Consider the following 26,096-nt stretch of genomic DNA (forward strand, 5'->3'; position numbering starts at 1 on the left):
GTATTTCATTACCATAATTAAATTGTTCCACGTGAAACAATTTGCTTAATACTTCAAAATCACCTTAAACATTTATACTTACATCATAATTTTGAGTCTGCAAATATACGACGAATTAGTGAATTCGCGATAGCACTTTTAAATAGTGATTTTCCTTGCTCCGCATTACAGTCGCTTCATCTGTTGTTTTATCTTTATAACCACAATAGTGTAATACACCATGTACCATAACACGATGTAATTCATTTTTGAATAATTCGTTAAAGTCTTTTGCGTTATCCTTTACACGTTCAACAGAAATATAAATATCCCCCTGTAATATTTTTCCTACCGAATAATCAAAACTAATGATATCTGTTAACGTATCATGATTTAAGAATTCTATATTAATTTTATGAAGATAATCATCGTCACAAAAAATATAGTTAATATCTTCATATTTGAATCCTTCGGCTTCAATAACAGCAATAATCCAATTAGATAATTGTTCTTCATTATCTAATTTAAAATTATTCTCGTAATTAAAACTTATCATCGCTTTGCTTAAAGTATTCTTGAACTTTCTTTTTATAAACAGGTTGCAAAGGTAATGTCTGTCTGTTTAATATTTCAGTAGTGTTGAAATATTCTTTGGCTTTTGGTATCTGGTTGTTGGTGTTGTTTCTAAAATCTTCCTGATTGGTTTTAGACTGTCGTTTAGTATCCTGTCCTTGTTGGAAAGTTGCGTTTTCTAGCTTCAATAATTGATGCTGTAAATTCATCATTTTTTGAAGTGTTTGATTAGTGAAACCTTTATTTAACAAATCCAATTCTACTTCCTCCATTTGCTTCAGCAAAGCTTTACCAACTCCTGTACTTCCTTCTTTTGCCAATTTATCTTCAAGCGCTTGTCTAATTTGTTGTTGCTGTTGATAGATTTTAAACAACTCGCCATTGAGTTCTTCAGAGCCATTACTTTCACCGTTACCTTGTTTTTCTCCGTTTTCCCCTTGATTACTATCCTGTCCATTGGGTGAATCTTGGCCTTGTTGGCCTTCTTTTTCACCCTCTTTTCCTTCTTTACCCTCATCTCCTTCCTTGGGTTTTCCTTCTTGGCTTTTATTCATGCCTTCCTGCATTTGCTTATTAAGCTCTTCTTGGCTCATAATGATGTCTGGTAAACCTTGTTCAGGTTTTCCACCACTACCAGTACCACTAGCCTGCATCTGCATTTGCATACTATTCAAAATATCACTTAAAAAGTCAGCTAAATTATTTGCAGCTGTTATAGTATACTGCTGATTTGCAATACCTTGATACAGACGATTTTCTGAAAATTGATCCAAGGATTTATCAATATTGAAGAAGACTTCTGATATTTCTTTATTTATTCGTTCTGATATTTTTGGTTGTCGTAATGATAATGCAAAAAGACTATCATCAACATGAGAGAAATGTTCCTTAAGGCTGTTTTGCTTCACCAAATAACTGGCGTATTTATTATGATTGACTTCAATGCTTTTGAACTGATTCATTAAATTCTCTTGATCAAACGAAAAGAGCACCAAATTATCTAATATTTGACGAAGCATCTCCATGTCTTCTTGCATTTGTTCTGCACCTCCCATCTGCATAGCCATTTGCATTTGCTCACTCATTTGCTTCATTTTTTGTGCAGCTTGTTTTTGCTTCTTCTTGGCCTTTTCTTGATTTTTATTAGAATCTTGTTCTTGGTTCTCGCCTTTCTCTTGTTCGTCTTGTTGTTCTTGCTGCTCGAGTTGTTCTTTAGCTTCTTTCTGGTCTTCCTTTATGGCTTCTTCTTGTTTTTTGTCCTGCGGAAGCTCCATAGGCTGTTTTAATTCTTTATTCTCTTTCTGTAACTCATCTAATTGTTTTTGAAAGTCCTCAAACTTTTTATTAAGCTCATCTTGAGATTCAGCATTATTTTTATCTTTTTCCTTTTCAGATAACTTTTCTTGTTCTTCAGCTAATTTATCTAGTTCTTGCTGTAGCTTTTCAAGTTTTTTAGAAACATAATAGCGTTTAGTTAATTCTAACAACTGCTCCAAGCTGCGTTTTTGGTTCTTATTTTGTTTTGCTAATTTCTCAAGCTTATCTGTTAACTCCTCTTTGTTTATTTTCTCTTGAAGTTTCTCTAGTTCTTCAAGAAGTTTTTCATCCTCTTTAAGTTGCTGCTCGTTTTCTTCTAACCGTTCTTTTAAGTCCTCTTTAAACTGGTCTTCATTTTCGTTTTCCTTTTGAAACTCCTCTAGATTTTCTTTGAGTTTTTTGTTGAAATTCTGCATCATTTCTTCTTGCTGTTTTTGTCTTTGCAAGAAGTTTTCTAGTTTCTTTTTATCATTAAAATTGAGTTCAGATTTTTCTTTTTGGGTTTTAGAAAACTCTTCAAGTTGTTTTTCGCGTTCTTCAATTTTTTCCAAGGACTTATTCAAATCGTCAATGGTTTCGTTTTGTTGCTCTAATTGCTTCTGCTCTTCTTCATCTTTGGTGAGTTTTCTGTAGTAATAAACACTACTTTTTGTGCTTTTGTAATTACTTAAAGCATCATTGTCGAAGACTTGAAAATAGAGCTCATAACCCTCGCCATCAACTAAATCCAGATTGTTTGGAAAAGCTGAAATAAACTCACTAATGTTAGATTTAGCAATTGGAATATCTACTTTTTTGATTTGTTTAATTTCGCTTATAGGATAATATACTAGTTGAAGTTTTCGTAGACCATAATCATCGCTTGCCTGTCCAAAAAAGTACATGCTTTGCTGATCAATACTATCAATTTCCATTTTAACATTCAATTCTGGATAATCATCCTTAATAACATCAATACTAAAAGATAACTTTTCATAATCTTTTAGAAATTCATTACTTGTGCTTATGGCATAATCAAAATTATTAAACACGGTTTTAGTGCTCCTAAATTTTCCAGAATTTTCTAGATTGAAAACAGTCGTATCCTGACTGTAAAGAACAACTTGATTTGTTGCTTTGGTATTTAGCTTCCAAGTAATTTTTGTACCTTGAGGAACCGTTGCATTCCCAGTACCATTTAGTGTTTCTTGAGCCTTGTTTATATAATTTGGATAATCCAAAACCATTTCAAAACCTAAAATAGTCGGTACTTCAGATACTGAAAGTGTATAGGTTTTAGAAGTAACCTCATTTGCTGTAAGTTGAAAATCGATATTGTTTTTGGGTCTAGTAAATATAAACTCAAACTCTCCTATTCCTTTTTGCTGTAAAAAATACGTCTCGTTGTTAAAGCTGATTTTAGCATTTTCAGGAATAGTGGTTCCAGCCGTTCTAACTTTAAGAGTAAAATCTTGATTCTCTGTAGTGGTTAAATTTTCATTAACTACAAAAAATTGGAAAGGTGCTGGTGGTTCATAGGCTGTTTTATAATTAACCACGCGTTCATAACTATCACTAAACCAGTTAAACTTGCCAGAAACATACGATAGTAGTATGATAACAATTGGAATTAGTGCATATTTTACATATTTCAGATTTTGCTTAAAATTTATAGCAAATTTAAAGGGAATAGGCTGTAGTTCAGTAGATTTCTGATTGATACTCGCTAGCAACAATTCTGATTCTGCTTTGTTTTCATTTAATTGTAAAACATTCAGCAACTTGTCATTGACTTCAGGAAAATGTGTTCCAATAATTTTTGATGCTTCGGTATAATCAATCCCCTTTTTGAGTTTGAATAATTGCGCTAGCGGAAAAAGAATAAACTTAACAAACAAAGATGATTCAACCACAATAAACAACCAAAACAGAACTGTTCTTGATGTAGGATCTAACCAAAATAAATATTCAACAAGCAGCGTAAATAACAGATACAACAATCCTATTGCGAAAAACAAAATACTACCTCTAATAAGTTCATTAACGTAATACCGTTTAATGAAACCTTCTAGTTTATTGATTATGTTGTTGAAACTTGCCATTATTATAATTAACTTACTAATCTACAATTTTATTTTAATGTATTATTCGCTAATTTTATAAGGTTGTGTTAATTTCGAGGAATTAATACTCAAATCTGATAAAACACCATTAAAGAAAAAACAGATTTTCCCTCCTTATTAGAAATAAAACAGAGTTTCAATGAAAGACTTAAAATATTTAGCAGCACTTACGATTCCTTTAACAGCTGTGGTTGGATTGTACTTTAAAGGTGCTTGGTGTTTTTTAACACCTGTGTATTCATTTGTGATAATTCCATTATTAGAAATGTTGCTTCCTGAAGATAATGCTAATTATTCTGAACCTGAATTAGAAAATAGAAAGGTAAACAAGGTTTTTGATTGGATGCTGTATTTTAATCTGCCCATTGTTTATGGATTAGTAGTTTGGGCGCTCATAATAGTTACATCTGTTCCGCTAGAAACATTTGAGATTATAGGATTGACATTGAGTTTAGGTATGGTTTTAGGCACAAATGGTATTAATGTAGCTCACGAACTAGGACACAGACAAACCACAAATGAACGCTTTATAGGCAAGGCTTTACTCCTACCAGCATTGTATATGCATTTTTACATTGAACACAATCATGGTCACCATTTGCATGCAGCTACGAAAGAAGATCCAGCTACTGCACGTTACAATCAAAATGTCTATTCCTTTTGGTTTACCTCAACTATTAGACAATACTTAAGTGCATGGCGCATTCAAATGAAATTACTAAAAAACAGCAAGCAATCATTTTTCTCTGTAAAAAATGATATGTTTTGGTATCTCGTAATTCAACTTGTCTATTTGTTAGCTGTGTTTTCCGTGCTTGGAACAACTGGATTATTATTTGCTATTGCTGCTGGTGTTACTGGATTTATACTTCTTGAAACCGTAAATTACATTGAACACTATGGGTTGCTACGTTCAAAAACAGCTTCGGGACGCTACGAACGTGTAAAAGAAAACCATTCCTGGAATTCCAACCATCTTGTTGGCAGAATTGTGCTTTATGAACTTACTCGACATAGTGATCACCATTACAAATCTTCAAAAAAATATCAACTTTTGGAATGCCATGAGGAGAGTCCGCAAATGCCTTTTGGTTACCCAACATCCATGGTTTTGGCATTAATTCCGCCTTTGTGGTTTAAAATTATGAATAAGCGTGTACCAACCCATATGATTTCAGCATAAAATTGCTTAAAAACTAATTAAGGTTTTATCTTTGCGCAAAATTTATTTGCATGAGTCAAACTGTTCGCGTACGTTTTGCACCAAGTCCAACAGGTCCATTACATATTGGCGGTGTTCGTACAGCACTATTTAATTATTTGTTTGCCAAAAAACATAACGGAACTTTCGTACTTCGTATTGAAGATACCGATCAAAATCGGTATGTTGAAGGTGCCGAAGATTATATTATTGAATCCTTAAATTGGTGTAATATTCCCTTTGATGAAGGCCCTGGAAAAGAAGGTGATTTTGGTCCTTACAGACAAAGTGAGCGCAAACAGTTATATAAACAATATGCAGACGAATTAATTACAAAAGGTAAAGCTTATTACGCCTTTGACACTGCTGAAGAATTGGATGCACACAGAAAAGATCATGAAGCCAACGGGAAAACCTTTATCTACAATTGGCATAATCGTGAAAAAGGCAGATTGGTAAACTCCTTGGTGCTTTCTGAAGAAGAAACCCAAGCCAAACTAGATGCTGGTGAGGATTATGTTATTCGATTTTTATCTCCTCAAGATGAAACCCTTCATCTTAAAGATATTATTCGTGGTGACATTAAAATAGATACCAATATTCTTGATGATAAAGTATTGTTTAAAAGTGATGGTATGCCAACCTATCATTTGGCAAATATTGTTGACGACCACTTAATGGAAATCACTCATGTTATTCGTGGTGAAGAATGGTTGCCTTCATTGGCATTACATTATCAACTATATCAAGCCTTTGGTTGGGAAGCGCCTGAATTTGCGCATTTACCACTAATTTTAAAACCAACTGGAAAAGGAAAATTAAGTAAACGTGATGGTGATAAACTTGGCTTTCCAGTTTTTCCATTGGCATACAAAGACCACAAAGCCGATACTATTTCAAGAGGTTACAGAGAAGATGGGTATTTTCCAGAATCTGTAGTGAACTTTTTAGCCCTTTTGGGTTGGAATCCTGGTACAGAACAAGAGATTTTTAGTCTTGAAGAACTGATAAATGCTTTTGATTTAAATAAAGTAAATAAATCTGGAGCGCGATTTGACCCAGACAAAACCAAATGGTTTAACCATCATTACATGCAAGAGCAGCGGGATGACGAACTGGCTACTGATTTTAAAACCATACAGCCTGAATTAGACGAAGTAGATGTAAATTATATATCCATGGTTGTGGCTCTAATTAAAGAGCGTGCTAATTTTGTGTCTGATTTTTGGGAGTTGAGTCACTTCTTTTTTGAAACACCAACCGATTTAGACGAAAAAGCCGTTAAAAAGGCCTGGAAAGAAGATTCAGCCGAAATTATGACTAAAGTTATTAGCTTAATTGATACCATTTCAGATTATTCAGTTGAGAATTTACAAACGGAAATAAAAGGCTGGATTACTAAAAACGAAATTGGTTTTGGTAAAGTTATGATGCCATTACGATTGGCATTAGTTGGAGCTTTAAAAGGTCCAGACGTGTTTGACATTATGTTTATGATTGGAAAAGATGAGACCAAACGACGTATTGACAATATAATAAACACATTGTCATAAAAAGAGTGCCTTAAAAGGCACTCTTTTTATTTTGTACCCTTTGTTAAATAGAAATCATCAAAGAAAACACAAACATGGATTGGTTGCCTTTAAACTTGCCATTATTATCTCCTAAATTTAAATTGTTGTCGTTTAACTTGTTAAATGAATTCAAAAACCCGTAAATATAAGCTGCTTTTATTCTGAAGTGGCTAATACCTGCTGACAAGCCAACGGTTCCATCAATATTAAATTTTGAAATATCTGAAATGTCTTTAGCTAGCAAAAGATCATTGTAATTTTTAATGAAAAAATTTTCTTTTTGGTCATCTTTTAATTCCATTTCCCCATTGTATTGTAGCATTGGGCCTAAATCCAATGTAAGATAAGGACCAATAATTTTTACATGCATTAACAATGAGATTTGAGCTGTAAAAATTTTATAATCTAAAAATTCTTCAGGACCTAAAGGAACGGGACTTGCAGCTATACCGATATTGTTTTCAGCTATTTGAATCATATAACTCATATTGTACCACTTGTGTGGTAAATCAACAGTGGCCGACCCAGCAACAGCCCAACCGTTACCGGCTTTGGTTTCAAAATTATCTGTTTGAAAGTCGTATTGTGTAATACCTCCAGAAATTCCAATACCATTTACAATAGGTATTGTGCCATGAGGCCTTCTTTGTGCTTGTGCGGTTGTAACAAAAACACTAGATATGGCTACTAATAATATAAGTCGTATAAATTGCATGCTATTAATATGAGATTGCAACAAATATAACTTAAATTAGTAGAACTTATTTTTAACCATTAAAACATATTGCTATGCCTTTTTATTTAATTCCGTTTGTGGTCTTCGGACTTCTAATTTTAATATCTTCTTTTTTCATTGTCAAGCAACAATCTGCTGCTATTATAGAGCGCTTTGGTCGTTTTCAAAGTATTAGACAATCTGGTTTACAAATGAAAATTCCTCTTGTTGATCGCGTTGCGGGACGTTTGAGCTTAAAAATTCAGCAGCTTGATGTTATTATTGAAACCAAAACATTGGATGATGTTTTTGTGCGCTTAAAGGTTTCGGTTCAATACAAAGTAATAAAAGATAAGGTTTACGATGCTTTTTACAAATTAGATTACCCACATGACCAAATTACAAGTTATGTATTTGATGTGGTTCGTGCTGAAGTTCCTAAAATGAAATTAGATGACGTGTTTGTTAAAAAAGATGATATTGCTTTAGCGGTAAAAGCTGAATTGAATGACGCCATGCTAGATTATGGTTTTGATATTATTAAAACATTAGTAACTGATATCGATCCAGATTCACAGGTAAAGGCTGCTATGAACCGAATTAATGCTTCCGAACGTGAAAAGATAGCGGCACAATTTGAAGGTGATGCCGCGCGTATTCTCATTGTTGAAAAGGCGAAAGCCGAAGCCGAAAGCAAGCGTTTACAAGGTCAAGGTATTGCCGACCAACGTCGTGAAATTGCTCGTGGTTTAGAAGAATCCGTTGAAGTCTTAAACCGTGTGGGTATCAACTCGCAAGAAGCGTCTGCATTAATAGTTGTAACACAGCATTATGATACGTTGCAATCACTTGGTGAAGAAACCAATAGTAACCTCATTTTATTGCCAAATGCACCACAAGCTGGAAGTAATATGTTAAATGATATGGTTGCTAGTTTTGCTGCAAGTAATCAAATTGGCGAGGCGATGAAAGAAGCTAGAAATAGTAAAAAAGAAAAATAACACTCATTTCAGCGTCAGGCTTATTTAAAAGGATGGCGCTCTTCCCAGTTTTGTTTTGGGTTCATTAATCTGAAAATATTTTTTAATAGCGCATTCATAAACCAATTGGTGTGTTTTAAGTACATGTGCATTTTATATGGTTTTGCCCCTACAGAACTTTTTATAGCCATAGCCGTTCTGGCATAAACTACATTTTTAAATCGGTTTTCTATACCGAATTCCAGCATGTCAAACAGCATGTTTAAATACAATTTATACTTGTATTGATGGGTTGTATCATACCCTAAAAAATACGTTTCTAAATCATTATGGTTTAGTATCAGCGTGTAAAAACCAACAAGCGTGTTTTCTAAATAGTAGCCAAATATTTTAAAATTATCTCCTAACTGTTTTTTATACTCTAAAAAGTGATTTTCTGGTAAAATGAATGTGTTGATTTTAGCGTGATCTGAAACACTTTTATACAATTTATATAGTGTTTTAGATTCCTTTTCAACTTCTAATAAATTGAGTTCCCTTTTTTTTATCTGCTTCGCTTTTTTTCGCGCTGACTTATACCTATCGCGATACTTTTTGTTCAGATCAAATATGTAATCATCAAAAGATTTCCACTGTGGTTTTATATGAAGAATCATATTGGGTTGAACCGTTAATTGATGACACCCAAAAGCGTCTAATTCTTTAGTGTAATTGTTAAAAACATCATTTGTGAAATAATCTTTTAATAAGTACGCGCGTATTTTTTTATTGTGTTGATTTTTAATATTTCTTTTTAACTGTGTCGTAGCTTTAAACAAAACATCTAAAAAATCTGTGTAGTTGTGTTTTTCAGTATAAAAATACACACCATGTTGACCTGTATGTGTTAAATTACCAATTACTAGAATATTGCCTTTTAAAACTTTTGAAACTAGACTCTTAAAACGTTCTTTAAAGCATGAATCGTTATCATTTCTGAAAATGTCATTTAAATATAATTGCACACGCTGGACTATTGCAACTCCTATTAAATCTGAATGGCTAAAAAAACCAATGTAGTATATGTTAATATTAGCAGGAGATGCTTTTTCTAGAGCTTTTAAATAAGGTGTTTGTAAAAATAAATCATGATAGACTAAAGCATCCCAGTTATTTGGTAATTCGGTGTAATTATTAAAAATTTGATAATCTATCACAATAGCATGAAAAAAGACTGATTGATGCAATCAGTCTTTAAAATTTTAGGTTCATTACAAAATATTACATACCACATAAAATAGCTCCCATTACAGCTAATGTAACAATCCAATATCCACTATTTATAAAAATATATTTTGCGCCTTTTCTCTCAAATAAGGCGTTTGTTCCAATAATTGGTAATGCGCCAAAAATTCCAAATATAGCGCCGTGTAATGCGCCATGTTTAAAAGTTCTAAAAACAGTACCGTAGTCTGCCATGAATGCTTCAAAAGATGGTTTTGCAGTTTCTGGCTCTCCTCCCACCATTCCCATGGCTCCCCATTGATGGTTCGTAAATTGCATAAGTAAAATAGCTAATAATAGCGCAAATAATAGTGCAAAGCCAAAAATTACAGCCATATTGCCACCTTTAATTTTTTCTTCAGTCATTCCTGAAGCTTTCATCCAAGCGTTTCCAAAAACTTTTGGGTTGTACCATACAAAGCCAACTAATAAAGCTGACACAGCAGCAATAGGAATGGCTATAGGGTTGATTGGTAATTCCATAGTCAGTAAATTTTAAGTTAGTGCAATAAATATAACTTAAAAATCTGATTTAGAGTGCTTTTTTAACTTTTGCAAATTCAGCTTATAGTGATTGAGCTTCGGTAACCAATAATTCGTTTTTATCTTCTAATGCTTTAGAAACGAATTCGTTAATAGCTTCATTTCGTTGCAAACCATTATCAAGTAATACTTTTAAAACAACCATAACAGCTATTCGTGTTCCAGCTTTTTTAACAGCTGTATTAAAAAGAGGCTCTAACTCATCATAAGAAACATCTTTAGCTAATTTTTGAATTTCAGCTTTTACTTTTTGCTGTTTTTCTTCCGGGTAATTGGTATATTTTTTACCTAATTGCTGAATAACACTAATGGCTTTTCGTTGTGGCTGATTGGTATTTTGTTTTGGTTGATTACTTTGTGGTTTAGGCTTTTGTTTAGCCCATGAATCACGTAAACCAACTGTTTTATTGAATACTAAATGTTCTGATGTAGAATCATCATCAACATTAAAATATCCTAAACGTTGAAATTGAAAACGCTCGCCCACTTTAGCATCTTTTAGACTAGGCTCGACAAAAGCTTCGATTATTTTTAGCGAATTCGGATTTAAAAACTCCATAAAATCTTTTCCGTCATGACTGTCTGGAGACTCATCCATAAATAATCTATCGTACTCCCTAACTTCGGCTTTAATAGCGTGCTTAATAGATACCCAATGTAATGTGCCTTTCACTTTTTTAGATGTATCTTCAGAATACGTACAATGTATTTCTGCAATAGATCCATCAGCATTTTTAACAACGTTTTCAGCCTTTATTATATAAGCGTTTTTTAAACGCACCTCACCTCCTAGCCTTAATCTAAAAAATTTGCTGCCAGCTTCTTCCTTAAAATCGGCTGATTCAATATAAATTTCTCTAGAAAATGGCACTTTTCTGAATCCAGCGCTTTCATCTTCTTGATTGTTTTCAGCTTCTAGCCATTCTTCTTTATCTTCAGGGTAATTGGTGATAACCACTTTCACAGGGTCTAAAACCGCCATAACACGAGGCGCAGTTTTATTTAAATCTTCACGAATGCAAAATTCTAAAAGCGATACATCTATTACATTTTCACGTTTTGCAACACCAACTTTTTCAATAAAGTTTCTAATAGATTCAGGTGTGTAGCCACGACGTCTTAATCCTGAAATAGTAGGCATTCTAGGATCATCCCAACCGTTTACAATGCCTTCTTCTACCAATTTTAGTAACTTACGCTTACTCATTATGGTATAGCTCAAGTTTAAACGCGCAAATTCACGCTGTTTTGGAAGCATTGGAAGTGCTTCTGGCTGATATTTATAGACTTGTTCCTTAAACCAATCGTAAAGCTCTCTATGCGGCTTAAATTCAAGCGAGCACAATGAGTGTGATATTTGCTCTATATAATCACTTTCACCATGAGTCCAATCGTACATAGGATAAATACACCAATCATTACCTGTTCTGTGGTGTGACTTTTTTAAAATACGATACATAATGGGGTCACGCATCAGCATATTCGGGTGCTGCATATCTATTTTGGCGCGCAACACATGAGTTCCTTCATTGAACTCACCATTTTTCATGCGCCTAAAAAGGTTTAAATTTTCTTCAATGCTTCTATTTCGAAATGGACCATCTACACCTGGTTGTGTAGGTGTGCCTTTTTGTTCAGCCATTGCTTCACTAGATTGCGAATCTACATAAGCCTTCCCTTCTTTGATAAGTAATACAGCCCAGTCGTATAATTGTTGGAAATAGTCTGAAGAATACAATTCATTAGCCCAATTATATCCTAACCATTTTACGTCCTGCTTGATGGCATCAACATACTCCTGCTCTTCCTTTGCTGGGTTGGTGTCATCAAAACGTAAATTTACAGGTGCATTATATTTTTCACCTAAACCAAAACTAATACCAATGGCTTTTGTGTGCCCTATGTGTAAATAGCCGTTAGGTTCTGGTGGAAATCTAAAGCGCAATGCTTTTTTATCTAGTCCGTTCGCTAAATCCTCTTCTATAATATGCTCAATAAAATTGAGTGATTTTATTTCTTCTGACATAATAATTTCTGCATCTAAAATGAGAGGCACAAAATTAGACAATTTTAGTGTAAATGTAACATAGTGATAGTTTTTCACACTAATAAATAAAACCTTTTCAATATGGAACATAGAAACTACGAATGTCCTAAATGTCACAATCGCACCTATCAAGTAGATCAGATGCAAGCTACTGGTGGTTTATTCACTAAATTGTTTAATATTCAAAATAAGCGTTTTACTTCGGTTACTTGTGAACGCTGCACATATACGGAGTTTTATAAAAGCAAAACAAGTGCCATTACCAACATCTTTGACTTTTTTACCAACTAGCCAACTTCTCGATACAAATTTCTTTTAGAAATTCACTCAAAGTGACGGCAGGAGTTTTATTTTTGCTTTATGGGAATTATAAAAGTCGAAAACATTAGAATATTCGCAAACCATGGTTGTTTGAGCGAAGAAACTAAAATTGGTAGTGATTATCGTGTGGATTTAGAAGTTAAAGCTAATTTACAGCCATCAGCTAAATCAGATTTATTGAGTGATACGGTGGATTATGTGTTTCTAAATCGCATAATAAGAGAAGAAATGTTAAGGCCATCACATCTTTTGGAAACCGTTGCTAGACGCATATTAAATCGTGTTTTTAAAGAAGATAAACTGATTAAAAAAGCAACTGTTTGCATAAGTAAATTAAACCCACCTATTGGTGGCGATGTAGAAATGGTAACGATAAAAATGACCGACAAACGAAAAAACTACAAGTAAATAGTGTGAAAACTATATTTTTTTTACATTTGCGAACGTTAGTTCTCTAATTAGAATTGATAAGATTCCTGCTTTCGTAGGAAGTTAGGGTGTCGTGGCCGAGTGGCTAGGCAGTGGTCTGCAACACCATCTACAGCGGTTCGAATCCGCTCGACACCTCTTAAAACCTTCAACATTTGTTGAGGGTTTTTTTATTTCTAATTTTTAAGAAAAATTAATTAAAAGAAACAACACCATCTACAGCGGTTCGAATCCGCTCGACACCTCAATAAGCCTTCAAACTATGTTTGGAGGTTTTTTTATATCTAATTTTTATAAAAAATTAATTAAAGATAACAACACCGTCTACAGCTAGTTCTCCCAAAGTTTCGGGACGCTCGACACCACCAAAAACCTTCAACATGCGTTGAGGTTTTTTCATTTTAAAATTTAAAGTGAGGTTGCCAGACTGTTCAAAAACAAAAACCTAATTATCAATCCAAAGGATTTATTTGTTCCAGTTTTTCTTTAAGAAGTTCTTTTTCTTTTGGAAAAAAACCTTGAATTAAGAGAAGAATACCAAATCCCATTATAACCAGAGAAACGATTTTTTTAGTTTTAAAAATACGCCTTGGTGTCAATTTATTTTTAAGGGTTTTAGCTGCTGCCATTTTTAATAAATCTACTAGGAAATAAACAGCTAATATAGTACCTAAAAACACCCAAAGATCTTTTGTTGTTTCGGTTAATGAATTACCGATAACAATAAAACCGAGCCAACCGAGTAATACACCAATGTTTATGAAATTGAGTAAAAACCCTTTGATAAAAAGTTTACCAAACTTCTTTTTAATTTCTACAGTGTGATAATCTCTAACTATTTCACGGAAGGATTTTGATGTTTTCACAAAAGAAATAAAGCCATAAACTGCTAACAAAACACCACCAAAAATTAAAAAACTTGGATCATCTTTTACCTTATCTAAAAGTTTAGTAGTACTGTAAAATGCTACAATTATGAAAAAAATATCAGCAAATATGACACCTAAATCAAATATAAAAGCGCTTTTAAAGCCTTTTGTGGCACTGGTTTCTAGTAAAACAAAAAAAACCGGTCCTATGGTGAAAGACAGAATAATTCCGAAAGGGATAGCCGCTAAAATTGCGTCAAGCATAAGTGGATAGCATTTCCACAAATTTATAAAAAATGCAGGTAATTAATTCTTTCTAACTATTTTACCGCCAAAAACAGTGTTTTCATCAACTGTTTCAGGATTTCCGTAAATATAAACGCTACCGCCTGCCCTAACTTTAGCAGTCACCTCTTTTGTAGCATAAACACTAGCTTCACCAGCTGCTCTAATTACAACGTCTGTTTTTTCAGTTTGGAGACTTTTTCCTTTATAGGTCCCACCAGTATTGATGTCAACATTTTGGTTTTTTGAGTTCCCAGTTACTTGTATAGAACCTCCTGTAATAGCTTTTATATTTAGAAAAGTTAGATCTTTTACTTGTAATTTTATTGAGCCACCTTCTTGTGCTCTTAAGTCTATTTCAAATTGCTCAAAAATATCATTAGATCCAATAAAGGTACCTTCATTAGCATCTATAATATCAATATTTTTGTAATATACTTTAACTTCAGTATCATCACCATTAAAAATTTTTTCTAGAGTCATTCTAATTTTCAAAGTTCCGTTTTTAATGACAAAAACAACGTCTTCAGTGTTTTTTCCTGAAACAACAACTTTATTCTCATCTGCTTTTACCAGCTCCACTTCTATCCTATCATAAACTTTAACTTCCTTGAAGTCACCTAAATTTTTTTCGGTTTGTGAAAACAATGCAGTTGTTAATAACATGGTCACTGCAACAAAAATATACTTCATGATTCTAAACTATTTATATAATTATTATTCGTTGTGCTTTCCAATTAAATGAAAATCTAAATGCTTTTTTACTAAATCCGTATCTTTTACTTTGACAACTACTTCATCACCAAGTTGATACATAATGTTAGAATTTTTTCCAATTAATGCAAAATGATCTTCATCAAATTGATAATGATCGTCTTTCATATCACGAACACTAACCATACCTTCACACTTATTTTCAATAATTTCTACATAAATTCCCCAATCGGTTACGCCAGAAATAACACCTACAAATTCTTCATCTTGATGGTCTTGCATAAAACGTATTTGCATGTATTTTATTGAATCGCGTTCAGCTTTTGTAGCTAAATATTCCATATTACTAGAATGGTTGCATTTATCTTCATAAACATCTTCATTAGCAGATTTTTCTCCATCCAAATACCGTTGTAGTAAGCGATGCGCCATAACATCTGGATAACGACGAATTGGTGATGTAAAATGACTGTAGTAATCAAAAGCTAGACCATAATGACCTATATTATGGGTCGTGTATTCAGCTTTACTCATTGTCCTAATAGTCAATGTATCAACCAAATTTTGTTCTTTTTTACCATTTACTTCACTTAATAAATTATTTAAAGAAGATGCAACACTTTTTCTGTCCTTAAAATTTAACTTATATCCAAAACGACCAACAACATTTTGTAAAGCTGCTAATTTACTTTCGTCTGGTTCATCATGAACCCGATAAATAAAGGTTTTTTGTGGTTTTTGTTTACCAATAAATTCAGCCACTTTTCGGTTTGCTAACAACATAAACTCTTCAATCAGTTTATTAGCATCTTTTGATGTTTTAAAGAATACACCTACAGGATTATTATCCTCATCTAAATTGAATTTTACTTCAACTTTATCAAAAGAAATAGCGCCAGAGCGCATACGTTTTGAGCGCATTATTTTTGCAAGCTTATCTAGTTTTAATACAGCGTCAGCTATAGCTTGATCTGCTTGATATTCTTTTCCTGTTAGGGATACATCTTGAGGAATGGTTGAATTAATTTGAGACCTCTCGACAGCGCTCGAGGTGACATTTGGATTATTTTCAATAATAGCTTGCGCTTCTTCATAAGCAAAACGCGCATCAGAATAGGTTACTGTTCTACCAAACCATTGATTTTTTACTTCAGCTTTATCATTCAATTGAAAAACAGCTGAAAAGGTATATTTTTCTTCATGTGGTCTTAATGAACACGCATTGTTAGATAGAATTTCTGGCAACATAGGTACTACTCTATCTACTAAATAAACCGATGTAGCACGTTCATAAGCTTCATCATCAAGAACCGTATCAGGTTTTACATAATGTGACACATCTGCAATATGAATACCAATCTCATATAATCCATTTTCTAATATTTGAAATGATAATGCATCATCAAAATCTTTAGCATCTTTTGGATCGATTGTAAAGGTTAAAACATCACGCATATCACGACGTTTAGCTATTTCTTCTTTAGTAATAGCAGTATTTATTTTGTTAGCGTAATCTTCAACTTCATGCGGAAATTCATATGGTAAACCATACTCTGCTAAAATGGAATGAATTTCGGTATTGTGTTCTCCTGGTTTACCTAAAACTTTTAGAACACGTCCGTGTGGTGAATCTGCTTTTTCAGGCCAATCATCCAGTGATACTAAAACTTTATCACCATCTTCAGCTTTGTTAATCTTATTAATTGGAACAAAAATATCTTTATACATTTTTGTACTGTCTGGTATTACGAACGCAAAATTCTTATTGTTTTGAATTTGAATTACACCAACATAATCATTTTTTGCACGTTTTAAAACCTGCGTAATTTCTCCTTCTCTTCTACCACGTTTTAAACGTTTATACGCATAGAATTCTACTTCGTCACCATTTAATGCACGATTAATATTATTTGATGCTATAAAAACATCTTCTTCAAAATCATCGCTAATAATATAACCCGATCCTTTGTGCGATAGGTCCAAAATTCCTGTGTGATACTCGGTTGTAACAATGGCTTTAAATTTACCACGTTCTACTTCTTCAATTTCTTGTTTAGCTTTTAACTGTTGGAGTTTTTTAATTATTTGATTACGACTACTCGCATCATCAACACCAATTTTAGCTGCAATTTGTTTATAATTAAAGGATTTATTTCGTTCTTTTTTTAATATACTTAAGATTGTATTAGTCAGGTTAGAAATCTTATTTTTTGATGATTTCCTTTTTTTCTTTCTTGTCATGTATTTCTTTTCATATTCTAGTTCCAAAAGACTGGAACGTTTAATTATTAATTTAATACCAAAGCGAAGTAAAGTGTATTAAACTTATACAAAGCTACGGTTTTAAAATTAAATAGTGTTAAGTAGTTGTTTATAAAGTATTAAATTATTCTATAATTAGTTTTTTAGTAGCTCTTCCTTCAATGGTTTCTATTTCTACTAAGTATACACCTGATGATAAACTACTTACATCAACAATAGATTTGGTTGTTTTTGTAACTAATTGTCCTAAATTATTATAAATAGCTATAGTTTTAATCTCTAGATTCTTTGGAACTTCAATTGTAATACTTGTATATGCAGGATTAGGAAATAAATTAAACTTTATAAGACTATTTTCATCTACTGATAAAGCTTCAGTTAAATCATACACGCGCACATGGCCTGAATCTTCACCATTAACACCATTATTTCCTTGCGCTCCTATAGCAACAACCGAACCATCTGAAGATAAACTTACACTTGATCCTGACCTATCACCTGTTGCTTCTCCATCAATATCTTGACCAATTTGAACCCACGTATTATTTTGATTTTCATAAATACGTACATGTCCTGAATTTTCTCCACTAATATCATTTAATTGCGGTATAGTAATTCCATCATTCCAATGAGCACCAATAGCAACAACCGAACCATCTGAAGATAAACTTACACTTGATCCTGACCTATCACCTGTTGCTTCTCCATCAATATCTTGACCAATTTGAACCCACGTATTATTTTGGTTTTCATAAATACGTACATGTCCTGAATTTTCTCCATTTCCATCATTACTAATAGCACCAATAGCAACAATCGAACCATCTGATGATAAGCTTACAGAATATCCAAATCTATCTCCTATTACTTCATTATTTATATCAGATCCTATTTGAATCCAATTTCCGGATAGATTTTGGTAAATACTTACATAACTAGAAAAAACTTCATTAAAAGTATAAGCTTGTCCAATAGCACCAATAGCAACAACCGAACCATCTGATGATAAGCTTACAGAATATCCAAATCTATCTCCTGTTACTTCATTGTTTATATCAGATCCTATTTGAATATAATTACCAAATAGGTTTTTAAAGACTCTTACAAAACCTGATTGTATTACATTATTACCATCCAATCCTGCTTTTCCAAATGCTATGACAGAACCATCGTCGGATAGTGAAACTGAATAGCCATAATTATCATATTCATAATCCCATTCCGGCTCATCTCCAGTTTCTATCCAAATCTGAACCCAATTTCCTGATTGATTTTCAAACACACGTATATGGCCTGAATTTTCTCCACTAACTGGGTTATATCTTTGATGACAAATAGCTAATACAGATCCATCAGAGGATAAGGAAACAGAATTACCTTCATAATCATGATCTGTTTCTCCATCTATATCCGAACCTATTTGAACCCAGCTTCCAGACACATTCTCAAATACACGTACATGACCTGAATTTTCTCCATTTACACCATTATTTCCAGTAGCTCCTATTGCGACAATTTTACCATCTGAAGATAGACTAACTGAACTACCTGAATTATCTCCTATCGCTTCACCATCAATATCTTGTCCAATTTGCACTTGACTAAATATAAATAAAGGAAAGAGAAGTAATAGTGTAAAAATATATTTCATAAACTAAAAATTTCATACAAAACTATAAAACATATGCTTATCAACATTTATATTATTAATTATATTCTTTCTTTTAAATTTAAAAAAAATATTAATGATTATTATAGCTTGTTAATAGCACGTATAACTTTTTTAGTATTTATTTTGATATGAAGTAGTTTACAAAAAGTTGATAGGTAATTAACACAACTTTTACTTATAAAGCATTCATTATGAATACTATTTTATTAACTATTAACAGCTGTTTATAACTCATGTTAATAGTTAAATATTAATATTAATTTTATTTTTTGCTGTTTATAAAGTTAGATTTCATGCTTAAAAGTCAACCAAAAAAAGATGCTAAAATTTTTGTTCCTTTCGTCTGAATTTTTGCTTGTAATTTTAATTGAATTTTAAAAATATATCTATTAGAAAATGATAAATAGATATTAACAAGTTATGAGTCTATATAGACTGTTTTATAAACACGTTAAATTTTACGATTTAAAATCTGGCATTTTGTACCTTTATAACCTTAATATTAAAGTAATCAAATTATGACAATATCTATAGGTAACGATCACGCTGGAACTGACTATAAATTTGCAATTGTTGAATATTTAACGTCTAAAGGTTATACTGTAAATAATTATGGTACAGATAGTAATGATAGTGTTGATTATCCGGATTTTGTACATCCCGTTGCTCAAGACGTTAATGATAACAAAGTTGATTTTGGAATTTTAATTTGTGGTAGTGCAAATGGTGTAGCTATGACAGCTAATAAGTATCAAAATGTACGTGCAGGAATTTGTTGGATAAACGAAATAACTGAACTAACTAGACAACACAATAACGCAAACATTATTTGTATTCCTGCTCGTTTTACAGCAATTCCGCAAGCTATAAAAATGGTTAGTACATTTTTAGAAACTAAATTTGAAGGAGGTCGTCATCAAAAACGCGTTGATAAAATTCCTGCAAGTTGCTAGATATTAATATTTAAATAGATACCAATTTTATATTGGTACATAATGGGTCACTCACATTCACATAGCCACTCACACACCAATATGAAAGATAGAAATCTCATTATTTCTATCTTATTAAACATCATTATTACAGCTTCGCAAATAATTGGTGGATTAGTTTCAGGTAGTTTAGCTTTATTGAGTGATGCGCTTCATAATTTTTCTGATGTTATTTCACTAGTGGTTAGTTTTGGAGCTTCAAAATTATCCAAACGCAAAGCTTCTATTTATAGAACATTCGGTTATAAACGTGCTGAAATATTAGCAGCATTCATTAATGCCTCCACATTAGTCATAGTTGGTATTTTGTTAATTGTTGAAGCAGTTGAACGCTTCCAAAATCCTCAAGAAATAGAATCTAATCTTGTTATTTGGCTATCAGCAATTGCTATACTAGCTAACGGATTTAGTGTGTTGTTACTAAAACGAGATGCAAATACTAACCTCAACATGCGTTCGGCGTATTTACATCTTCTTACAGATATGATGGCGAGCGTTGCTGTATTGATTGGTGGTTTGTTAATGAAGTATTATAAAATATTCTGGGTAGATAGTTTATTGACGTTACTTATAGCATTATACCTGGTTTGGGTAGGTTATGATTTGCTTAAAAAATCAACTCGAATTCTCATGTTGTTTACTCCAGATCAGGTTGATATAAAAGAAGTGCTTCGTACTGTTCATAAAATACCAAAAGTTAAAAAATTACATCATGTTCACGTATGGTGCTTAAATGATGATGAATTACATTTAGAAGCTCATTTAGATTTAAAAGAAGATATACCCATAACTGAATTCAATACTGTTTTAAAGCAAATAGAAGACATTTTACATAACGAATTTGAAATAAATCACGTGACTATACAACCGGAATTTAATAAAGCAGATCCAAAAGACATTATTGTTCAAGATTAATTATTCTCTTTAAAATGTTAAAAATTATAACCAAGGAATTTCAGGAATTAAATACTAAAGAGTTGTATGATTTATTACAATTACGATCTGAAGTTTTTGTTGTAGAACAGGATTGTGTATATCAAGATATTGATGGTAAGGATATGAAAGCTTACCATGTTTTGGGTTATAAAAACGACCAACTAGTTGCTTATACTAGAGTCTTTAAAACAGGAGATTATTTTGAACAAGCTAGTATTGGTAGGGTAGTAGTAAAAAAAAGTGAACGCCATCATAAATATGGATATGATATTATGAAAGCGTCAATTGGTTTAATAGAAAATGTTTTTAATGAAACGGAAATATTAATTTCAGCGCAAACCTATTTGGGTAATTTTTATAACAAATTAGGATTTAGAGAAATAGGAGAGGAGTACCTTGAAGATGGTATTCCACACATTAAAATGATAAAAAGTTAGTTTCCTTCTCCAACATATGTTACTAATATTTCAACACGTCGGTCAAATTTAGGATCACCACCCAAAGGAAACTTTCGCCGCATTCCAACATATTTCATACGTCGTTTATCTATTCCTTTTTTTGCTAAATAATCATAAATATATTTTGCTCTTGTAACAGATAAATTTCTTTTGTTTGTTTGCCTATCCATGGCATCTCTTCCATTTTGAGTACAACAGACATGACCTTGAATGGTGAAATAAATATCTTCTCGTTCTAACAACGTTTCGGCAATTTTTTCAAGAGTTTTTTTAGATTCTGGAAGGAGTAAACTATAACCTGTTTTAAATAAAATGTTTTCTAATAAAAATTTATCGCCTGCCTTTATATCGCCTTTTATAGCTTCAGAAAACTCTTTCTTTTTTGGTTTATTTATTTCATCTGCTGTTCTTGGCGGAGAATAGGGTTGTACACGGATTTCTACTTTACGGTTTAAGCCACGTATTTTTGCAATTTCATTCTCTTTTACAACTTCAAGAAGTACTTCTCCTTTACCATCAACATTGGTTATTTTTGATTCATCAAATTCATTATTTGAAAAAATGGTCTTAATCGAATTAGCACGATATTGTGATAACAATTGGTTGTAAGAGTCAGAACCCCTGTCATCACAAAAGCCATAAATAGAGATTTTTTCGATGTCTAGCGATTCAATTTCCGATAAAAACAGCATAAGTCTGCTTTCTTCGGTGGGTAGTACAACATATTGATCGGTTTCAAAGAAAACAATATGAGTTCGTTCTCTTTCTGCATCTGTTTGAGAAAAGAGCATATTAAAACCACACAATATGAAGAGCGCTATTAATTTATTCATTGTAGGTATTTACAAATTATCTTAAATATACTTAATTTAAGTAATTTTTATATGTAGAAGGGCTGGATAAAATTTCAGATGCTTTTTTAATTTCTAAATTATGTTCTCTGTAGAATTCGTACAAACCTTCCCTGTAAACAAAACGTTTTACTATTTCATCAGTTAATAACGCAAGAATTTCTTCTTTATTTTCGTTAATTGCTAATTCTTTAGAGTTATTAAGCTTGGAAACAAGGGCATTGTAATCGGTTTCAATATTATCATCCAAATCTTCTTTTACAGCTTTTTCTAATACTTTAGAAAGTGCTTTTTCTGTTTCAGTAACAAATGTGAAATCATTTGTTTTTAAGAAGTTTTTAAAGTCATTGAAATCTGCTGTTGTTAATTTAAAATTGTGAATATCTGTATTGGGATGTTTGTAATAATAATCAGTAGCAAAATCAAAAATCAAAAAATCATTTTGAATGGCTTTTGTGATGGCTGAATTTTTAGTTTCTGCTAATGCTTCATCTGGGAAAACACCACCACCATCAAATACTTTTCTACCGTTTTTAGTTTTAAATTCATTGTATTTATCTTTTTCAATGCGTACAGCGTTTCCTTTATCATCACGGTTCCAGTAGTCAAGAGCTTGAATACAACGACCAGATGGTGTATAGTATCTAGAAATAGTAATTTTTAATTGTGTTCCATAGGTAAGAGGCTTTGGTCTTTGTACCAAACCTTTACCAAAGCTTCTAGATCCTATTATAACTGCGCGATCCAAATCTTGAAGCGCGCCAGACACTATTTCACTTGCCGAGGCACTCGTACCATTAATAAGCACAATGAGAGGAATTTCAGTATCTATCGGATCATTTTGTGTGTAATAAGACCGATTGAATTTTTTAACTTTTGATTTGGTTGAAACTACTAGTTGACCTTTAGGAACAAATAGGTTGACAATTTTAACAGCCTCAAGCAAAAGCCCTCCTGGATTACCTCTTAAATCGAGAATAATATTTTCAGCACCTTGAGCTTTTAAGTCTTTTACAGCATATCCTGTTTGAGATGAGGCTTTATTATTAAACTTATCTAAAACAATATAACCGGTTTTATCATCAATCATAGAAAAATGAGGAACAGCATCTATTTCAACTTCAGAACGCATAATGTCTGCGTTGTATTCCTTGCCTTGTCTTAAATACGTAACAGTTACTTTGGTACTAGAAGAGCCTTTTAATAAATCACCAGCATCTTCTTTATAATTTGCCAATACAGTGTTACCTATTTTTATAATTTCATCACCAGCTTTTAAACCTGCTTTGTCTGCAGGATAGTCTTTGTAAGGCTCTATAATAACTAACTTGTCCTTCATAGTCCTTACATTAGCTCCTATACCAGTATAATCTCCTGTACGTCTTATTTTTTCAGCTTCTACGTCTTGTTCATTGTAAAACTGTGTGTAAGGATCTAAATCGCTCAACATACTTTTAATGGCAGTATCCATGAGCTGGGCTGGGTTTGTATCATCAACATAGTTCATATTGACCTCTTTGTACAAGGTGGTAAATATTTCTATTTGCTTGGCTATTTCAAAAAAATCGTTTTGAAATGCCGTACTGGATATGAATATTACAAGAGCACAAAAAGGGATAATAATGCGCTTTTTTAGTAGTTTTTTCATCATCAATTACTTTTAGATTCTTTATCTACAAATTTTTCAAACAGTTTATTCATTGGCTGTTCGAGTTCTGCATAAGTAGGTATATGTTTACCAATGTACAAAATCATTAACGCATATTGTGTTGTAATGTTGTTAAAATAATTGGTTTTGTTCAATCGGTAAACCTCACGCATAAGTCGCTTAATCCTATTTCTATCAACAGCTTTTTTAAAGTGTTTTTTTGAAACCGAAACACCAGTTTTTGCAAAGACATTTTCGTTAAAATTGGTTTTTAAATATACTAATCGTAGCGGATATGACGAAACAGACTGTCCATCAGTAAACAGTTGTTCAATGAGTTTTTTGCTTTTAAGCTTATCTTTCTTGGAATAAGTTGCCTTCATTTAATGCTATCTAATTGCGAAAATAGTAATTACAATTCATTGAAAGTCTATTTTCAGTATGACATAAATCATATTTTTTGAAAGCTCTTCACTGTAACTTACATAACTATTATAAGTAAATTTTTTTAGGTATGGGTAATTTATATGTAACACGATTGATTTCAAAAGAAGAGAAAGCAGCATTTATTCATCAATTAACACGAGATATTGAAGCGCTTGAAATCATGCTAAATAAGGGTTTAATAGAAAAAGAACCCATAAGAATAGGAGCGGAGCAAGAGTTTTGTATTGTAAACAATGATTTTTATCCTAATGACAACTCTATTGCTTTATTGAATGAAATAAACGACGAGCATTTTACGACTGAAATTGGTAATTACAATCTTGAAATTAATTCTGATCCGTTAGAATTAAAAGCAAATTGCTTTTCGCAATTGCACAAACAGCTGTCTAAACTTCTTGATAAAGCCAAAATAGTTTGCAATGCGCATAACACTAAAATTATTCTTACAGGTATTTTACCAACCTTATCACTTAAGTATATTTCAGATGATAATATGACAGAAATTCAACGCTATAAAGTTTTGAATGAAGCTATTAAAGATTCAAGAAAACAAGATTTTAGTATTCATATCAAGGGTGTAGATGAGTTGAATTTATTACACAATTCGGTGATGTTAGAGGCTTGTAACACCAGTTTTCAGGCTCATTTACAAATTCATCCTGATCGGTTTATAGATGATTATAATTGGGCTCAAGCCATTGCTGGTCCTGTTTTAGGTATTTGTACCAACTCACCTTTATTATTCGGAAAAGAGCTTTGGAATGAAACACGTATTGCCCTATTTACTCAAAGTGTTGATACACGAGCGAATTCATTTATTTTGAATGAGAAACAGTCTCGTGTAAGCTTTGGAGCCAACTGGGAAACGGGATCTGTTGTAGATATTTTCAGAGATAGTGTTTCACGATTTAGAAGCCTAGTAACCGCAGAGTATGACAAAGATAGTGTTGATATGGTGGAATCTGGTGAGATTCCAAAATTAAAAGCCTTAAGTCTTCATAATGGGACAGTTTACAGGTGGAATCGTGTATGTTATGGTGTAGGAGGAGGAAAACCGCATCTTCGTATTGAAAACCGTTATATTCCTTCAGGACCCACCTTAACTGATGAAATTGCCAATATGATGTTTTGGGTTGGTTTGATGCTTGGTAAACCAAAAGCGTTTGAAAACATTCACGAAAAATGGGATTTTAAAGATGTTAAAACTAACTTTTTTAATGCTGCCAGATATGGTATGGGCACTCAATTTATATGGAACGGAGAGTATGTTTCAAGTCAGAATTTATTACTTGATCACTTACTACCTATGGCATATAAAGGCCTGTATAAAGCAGATATTTCACCAAGAGATGCTGAAAAGTATTTAACAATAATTGAAAATCGAATAAAATCTAATTGTGGTTCTCAATGGTTGGTAAAAAGCTACCGAAATTTACAGGAAAACCATAAACCATATACTGCTGCCCAAATTTTGGTAGCTAATTTATACAATAAACAAGAACAAGATTATCCAGTTGGAAGTTGGAGTGTTTTAAATGGTCATGAGTCATTAGGTTTTGAAGCTGAAAAAACTGTTAAGCATCATATGAGTACTAAAATATTCTCGGTTGAGAAAGATGACAGCCTTAAACTGGTTTTAAATATCATGAAATGGAAGAACATTCATCATATGCCAGTGATTAATAATGATTTGAGTTTAGTAGGCTTATTATCCTGGAACGATGTTTCAAGATATATTGATAATGTAAATATTAGCAGCATTTCAATTGAAGAGGTTATGCATAAAAACCTTATAACAACTAACGAGTGGATGCCCATATCAGAGGCAAAAGCTCTAATGGATAAACATGAAATACATAGTCTTCCTGTACTTAAAAATGATAAATTAATTGGAATTATAACTTCAAAAGATATATAA

At 32.4% G+C, this 26,096-nt stretch carries 22 protein-coding genes and 1 tRNA gene; 10 read left to right on the forward strand and 13 right to left on the reverse strand.

The window, feature by feature from the left end:
- Nucleotides 1-115: 115 nt before the first annotated feature.
- Both ybeY and C1S72_RS08110 read right to left on the reverse strand, forming a co-directional pair.
- Nucleotides 116-535 (reverse strand): rRNA maturation RNase YbeY, encoded by a 420-nt coding sequence (gene ybeY, locus C1S72_RS08105; protein WP_104735114.1) that lies wholly within the window; start codon nucleotides 533-535, stop codon nucleotides 116-118.
- Nucleotides 522-3,950, reverse strand: a complete 3,429-nt coding sequence (locus C1S72_RS08110; protein ID WP_104735115.1) for a DUF4175 family protein — start codon at nucleotides 3,948-3,950, stop codon at nucleotides 522-524. Before C1S72_RS08110 ends, ybeY begins: the two co-directional genes overlap by 14 nt.
- 160 nt (nucleotides 3,951-4,110) lie before the next feature.
- On the opposite strand from C1S72_RS08110, the gene C1S72_RS08115 reads away from it, so the two are divergent.
- Together C1S72_RS08115 and gltX are read left to right on the forward strand one after the other, a co-directional pair.
- Nucleotides 4,111-5,154, forward strand: coding sequence for an alkane 1-monooxygenase (locus tag C1S72_RS08115; RefSeq protein ID WP_104735116.1), 1,044 nt, complete (start codon nucleotides 4,111-4,113; stop codon nucleotides 5,152-5,154).
- Nucleotides 5,155-5,204: 50 nt separating this feature from the next.
- On the forward strand, nucleotides 5,205-6,725 hold the full coding sequence (gltX, locus tag C1S72_RS08120; protein WP_104735117.1) for a glutamate--tRNA ligase: 1,521 nt from the start codon (nucleotides 5,205-5,207) through the stop codon (nucleotides 6,723-6,725).
- Nucleotides 6,726-6,768: 43 nt separating this feature from the next.
- Here the strand turns inward: gltX and C1S72_RS08125 are convergent, their stop codons facing one another.
- A complete protein-coding gene (locus C1S72_RS08125) occupies nucleotides 6,769-7,461 on the reverse strand; it encodes a hypothetical protein (protein WP_104735118.1) in 693 nt (230 codons plus the stop codon).
- 74 nt (nucleotides 7,462-7,535) lie between these two features.
- Between C1S72_RS08125 and C1S72_RS08130 the strand changes: the two genes are divergently transcribed.
- Nucleotides 7,536-8,462, forward strand: coding sequence for an SPFH domain-containing protein (locus C1S72_RS08130; RefSeq protein WP_104735119.1), 927 nt, complete (start codon nucleotides 7,536-7,538; stop codon nucleotides 8,460-8,462).
- A 20-nt stretch (nucleotides 8,463-8,482) separates the two neighbouring features.
- Here C1S72_RS08130 and C1S72_RS08135 read toward each other — a convergent pair whose 3' ends face one another.
- From C1S72_RS08135 to C1S72_RS08145, 3 genes are all read right to left on the reverse strand, one after another.
- On the reverse strand, nucleotides 8,483-9,667 hold the full coding sequence (locus C1S72_RS08135; RefSeq protein WP_230401601.1) for a GNAT family N-acetyltransferase: 1,185 nt from the start codon (nucleotides 9,665-9,667) through the stop codon (nucleotides 8,483-8,485).
- A gap of 34 nt (nucleotides 9,668-9,701) precedes the next feature.
- A complete protein-coding gene (locus tag C1S72_RS08140) occupies nucleotides 9,702-10,187 on the reverse strand; it encodes a DUF1761 domain-containing protein (protein WP_104735120.1) in 486 nt (161 codons plus the stop codon).
- Nucleotides 10,188-10,269: 82 nt separating this feature from the next.
- Nucleotides 10,270-12,273, reverse strand: a complete 2,004-nt coding sequence (locus C1S72_RS08145) for a glutamine--tRNA ligase/YqeY domain fusion protein (RefSeq protein WP_104735833.1) — start codon at nucleotides 12,271-12,273, stop codon at nucleotides 10,270-10,272.
- Between the two features lie 102 nt (nucleotides 12,274-12,375).
- Here C1S72_RS08145 and C1S72_RS08150 point away from each other — a divergent pair, with 102 nt between their 5' ends.
- The 3 genes from C1S72_RS08150 (at nucleotide 12,376) to C1S72_RS08160 (ending at nucleotide 13,182) form a co-directional block, all read left to right on the forward strand.
- On the forward strand, nucleotides 12,376-12,585 hold the full coding sequence (locus C1S72_RS08150; RefSeq protein ID WP_104735121.1) for a zinc ribbon domain-containing protein: 210 nt from the start codon (nucleotides 12,376-12,378) through the stop codon (nucleotides 12,583-12,585).
- 69 nt (nucleotides 12,586-12,654) lie between these two features.
- Nucleotides 12,655-13,023, forward strand: coding sequence for a dihydroneopterin aldolase (folB, locus tag C1S72_RS08155; RefSeq protein WP_104735122.1), 369 nt, complete (start codon nucleotides 12,655-12,657; stop codon nucleotides 13,021-13,023).
- 88 nt (nucleotides 13,024-13,111) lie between these two features.
- Nucleotides 13,112-13,182 (forward strand) — tRNA-Cys (locus C1S72_RS08160).
- A 314-nt stretch (nucleotides 13,183-13,496) separates the two neighbouring features.
- On the opposite strand, the gene C1S72_RS08165 is transcribed toward C1S72_RS08160, so the two are convergent.
- The 4 genes from C1S72_RS08165 to C1S72_RS08180 form a co-directional block, all read right to left on the reverse strand.
- On the reverse strand, nucleotides 13,497-14,177 hold the full coding sequence (locus C1S72_RS08165; RefSeq protein ID WP_104735123.1) for a LysE family translocator: 681 nt from the start codon (nucleotides 14,175-14,177) through the stop codon (nucleotides 13,497-13,499).
- A gap of 42 nt (nucleotides 14,178-14,219) precedes the next feature.
- Nucleotides 14,220-14,891 carry a head GIN domain-containing protein gene (locus C1S72_RS08170; RefSeq protein WP_104735124.1) on the reverse strand — a complete coding sequence of 224 codons (672 nt, stop codon included), beginning with the start codon at nucleotides 14,889-14,891 and terminating at the stop codon, nucleotides 14,220-14,222.
- 24 nt (nucleotides 14,892-14,915) lie between these two features.
- Nucleotides 14,916-17,153: a ribonuclease R gene (gene rnr / locus C1S72_RS08175; RefSeq protein ID WP_104735125.1), complete on the reverse strand. Its 2,238-nt coding sequence runs from the start codon at nucleotides 17,151-17,153 to the stop codon at nucleotides 14,916-14,918.
- A gap of 145 nt (nucleotides 17,154-17,298) precedes the next feature.
- Complete coding sequence (locus tag C1S72_RS08180) at nucleotides 17,299-18,825, reverse strand: T9SS type A sorting domain-containing protein (RefSeq protein WP_104735126.1); 1,527 nt, start codon at nucleotides 18,823-18,825, stop codon at nucleotides 17,299-17,301.
- A gap of 539 nt (nucleotides 18,826-19,364) precedes the next feature.
- On the opposite strand from C1S72_RS08180, the gene rpiB reads away from it, so the two are divergent.
- Genes rpiB through C1S72_RS08195 form a run of 3 tightly spaced genes read left to right on the forward strand, consistent with a single transcriptional unit; the run spans nucleotide 19,365 to nucleotide 21,211 of the window.
- Nucleotides 19,365-19,799: a ribose 5-phosphate isomerase B gene (gene rpiB, locus C1S72_RS08185; protein WP_104735127.1), complete on the forward strand. Its 435-nt coding sequence runs from the start codon at nucleotides 19,365-19,367 to the stop codon at nucleotides 19,797-19,799.
- Between the two features lie 42 nt (nucleotides 19,800-19,841).
- A complete protein-coding gene (locus tag C1S72_RS08190) occupies nucleotides 19,842-20,753 on the forward strand; it encodes a cation diffusion facilitator family transporter (RefSeq protein ID WP_104735128.1) in 912 nt (303 codons plus the stop codon).
- A 14-nt stretch (nucleotides 20,754-20,767) separates the two neighbouring features.
- The gene (locus C1S72_RS08195) at nucleotides 20,768-21,211 is read left to right on the forward strand and encodes a GNAT family N-acetyltransferase (RefSeq protein ID WP_104735129.1); all 444 of its coding nucleotides are present in this window, start codon (nucleotides 20,768-20,770) and stop codon (nucleotides 21,209-21,211) included.
- Here the strand turns inward: C1S72_RS08195 and C1S72_RS08200 are convergent.
- The 3 genes from C1S72_RS08200 to rnpA are packed head-to-tail and all read right to left on the reverse strand — an operon-like array spanning nucleotide 21,208 to nucleotide 24,114.
- The gene (locus C1S72_RS08200; RefSeq protein WP_104735130.1) at nucleotides 21,208-22,065 is read right to left on the reverse strand and encodes an OmpA family protein; all 858 of its coding nucleotides are present in this window, start codon (nucleotides 22,063-22,065) and stop codon (nucleotides 21,208-21,210) included. The genes C1S72_RS08195 and C1S72_RS08200 overlap by 4 nt on opposite strands.
- 31 nt (nucleotides 22,066-22,096) lie before the next feature.
- On the reverse strand, nucleotides 22,097-23,731 hold the full coding sequence (locus C1S72_RS08205) for a S41 family peptidase (RefSeq protein ID WP_104735834.1): 1,635 nt from the start codon (nucleotides 23,729-23,731) through the stop codon (nucleotides 22,097-22,099).
- Nucleotides 23,732-23,733: 2 nt separating this feature from the next.
- Nucleotides 23,734-24,114, reverse strand: coding sequence for a ribonuclease P protein component (gene rnpA, locus C1S72_RS08210; protein ID WP_104735131.1), 381 nt, complete (start codon nucleotides 24,112-24,114; stop codon nucleotides 23,734-23,736).
- A 131-nt stretch (nucleotides 24,115-24,245) separates the two neighbouring features.
- Here rnpA and C1S72_RS08215 point away from each other — a divergent pair, with 131 nt between their 5' ends.
- Nucleotides 24,246-26,096, forward strand: coding sequence for a CBS domain-containing protein (locus tag C1S72_RS08215; protein ID WP_104735132.1), 1,851 nt, complete (start codon nucleotides 24,246-24,248; stop codon nucleotides 26,094-26,096).

Origin of the sequence: Hanstruepera ponticola, from assembly GCF_002940745.1 — a bacterium.
GTDB lineage: Bacteria > Bacteroidota > Bacteroidia > Flavobacteriales > Flavobacteriaceae > Hanstruepera > Hanstruepera ponticola.

Coding starts and splice junctions, on each gene's coding strand:
- ybeY (WP_104735114.1), bottom strand. CDS start 535: ATGATAAGTTTTAATTACGAGAATAATTTTAAATTAGATAATGAAGAA.
- C1S72_RS08110 (WP_104735115.1), bottom strand. CDS start 3,950: ATGGCAAGTTTCAACAACATAATCAATAAACTAGAAGGTTTCATTAAA.
- C1S72_RS08115 (WP_104735116.1), top strand. CDS start 4,111: ATGAAAGACTTAAAATATTTAGCAGCACTTACGATTCCTTTAACAGCT.
- gltX (WP_104735117.1), top strand. CDS start 5,205: ATGAGTCAAACTGTTCGCGTACGTTTTGCACCAAGTCCAACAGGTCCA.
- C1S72_RS08125 (WP_104735118.1), bottom strand. CDS start 7,461: ATGCAATTTATACGACTTATATTATTAGTAGCCATATCTAGTGTTTTT.
- C1S72_RS08130 (WP_104735119.1), top strand. CDS start 7,536: ATGCCTTTTTATTTAATTCCGTTTGTGGTCTTCGGACTTCTAATTTTA.
- C1S72_RS08140 (WP_104735120.1), bottom strand. CDS start 10,187: ATGGAATTACCAATCAACCCTATAGCCATTCCTATTGCTGCTGTGTCA.
- C1S72_RS08145 (WP_104735833.1), bottom strand. CDS start 12,273: ATGTCAGAAGAAATAAAATCACTCAATTTTATTGAGCATATTATAGAA.
- C1S72_RS08150 (WP_104735121.1), top strand. CDS start 12,376: ATGGAACATAGAAACTACGAATGTCCTAAATGTCACAATCGCACCTAT.
- folB (WP_104735122.1), top strand. CDS start 12,655: ATGGGAATTATAAAAGTCGAAAACATTAGAATATTCGCAAACCATGGT.
- C1S72_RS08165 (WP_104735123.1), bottom strand. CDS start 14,177: ATGCTTGACGCAATTTTAGCGGCTATCCCTTTCGGAATTATTCTGTCT.
- C1S72_RS08170 (WP_104735124.1), bottom strand. CDS start 14,891: ATGAAGTATATTTTTGTTGCAGTGACCATGTTATTAACAACTGCATTG.
- rnr (WP_104735125.1), bottom strand. CDS start 17,153: ATGACAAGAAAGAAAAAAAGGAAATCATCAAAAAATAAGATTTCTAAC.
- C1S72_RS08180 (WP_104735126.1), bottom strand. CDS start 18,825: ATGAAATATATTTTTACACTATTACTTCTCTTTCCTTTATTTATATTT.
- rpiB (WP_104735127.1), top strand. CDS start 19,365: ATGACAATATCTATAGGTAACGATCACGCTGGAACTGACTATAAATTT.
- C1S72_RS08190 (WP_104735128.1), top strand. CDS start 19,842: ATGGGTCACTCACATTCACATAGCCACTCACACACCAATATGAAAGAT.
- C1S72_RS08195 (WP_104735129.1), top strand. CDS start 20,768: ATGTTAAAAATTATAACCAAGGAATTTCAGGAATTAAATACTAAAGAG.
- C1S72_RS08200 (WP_104735130.1), bottom strand. CDS start 22,065: ATGAATAAATTAATAGCGCTCTTCATATTGTGTGGTTTTAATATGCTC.
- C1S72_RS08205 (WP_104735834.1), bottom strand. CDS start 23,731: ATGAAAAAACTACTAAAAAAGCGCATTATTATCCCTTTTTGTGCTCTT.
- rnpA (WP_104735131.1), bottom strand. CDS start 24,114: ATGAAGGCAACTTATTCCAAGAAAGATAAGCTTAAAAGCAAAAAACTC.
- C1S72_RS08215 (WP_104735132.1), top strand. CDS start 24,246: ATGGGTAATTTATATGTAACACGATTGATTTCAAAAGAAGAGAAAGCA.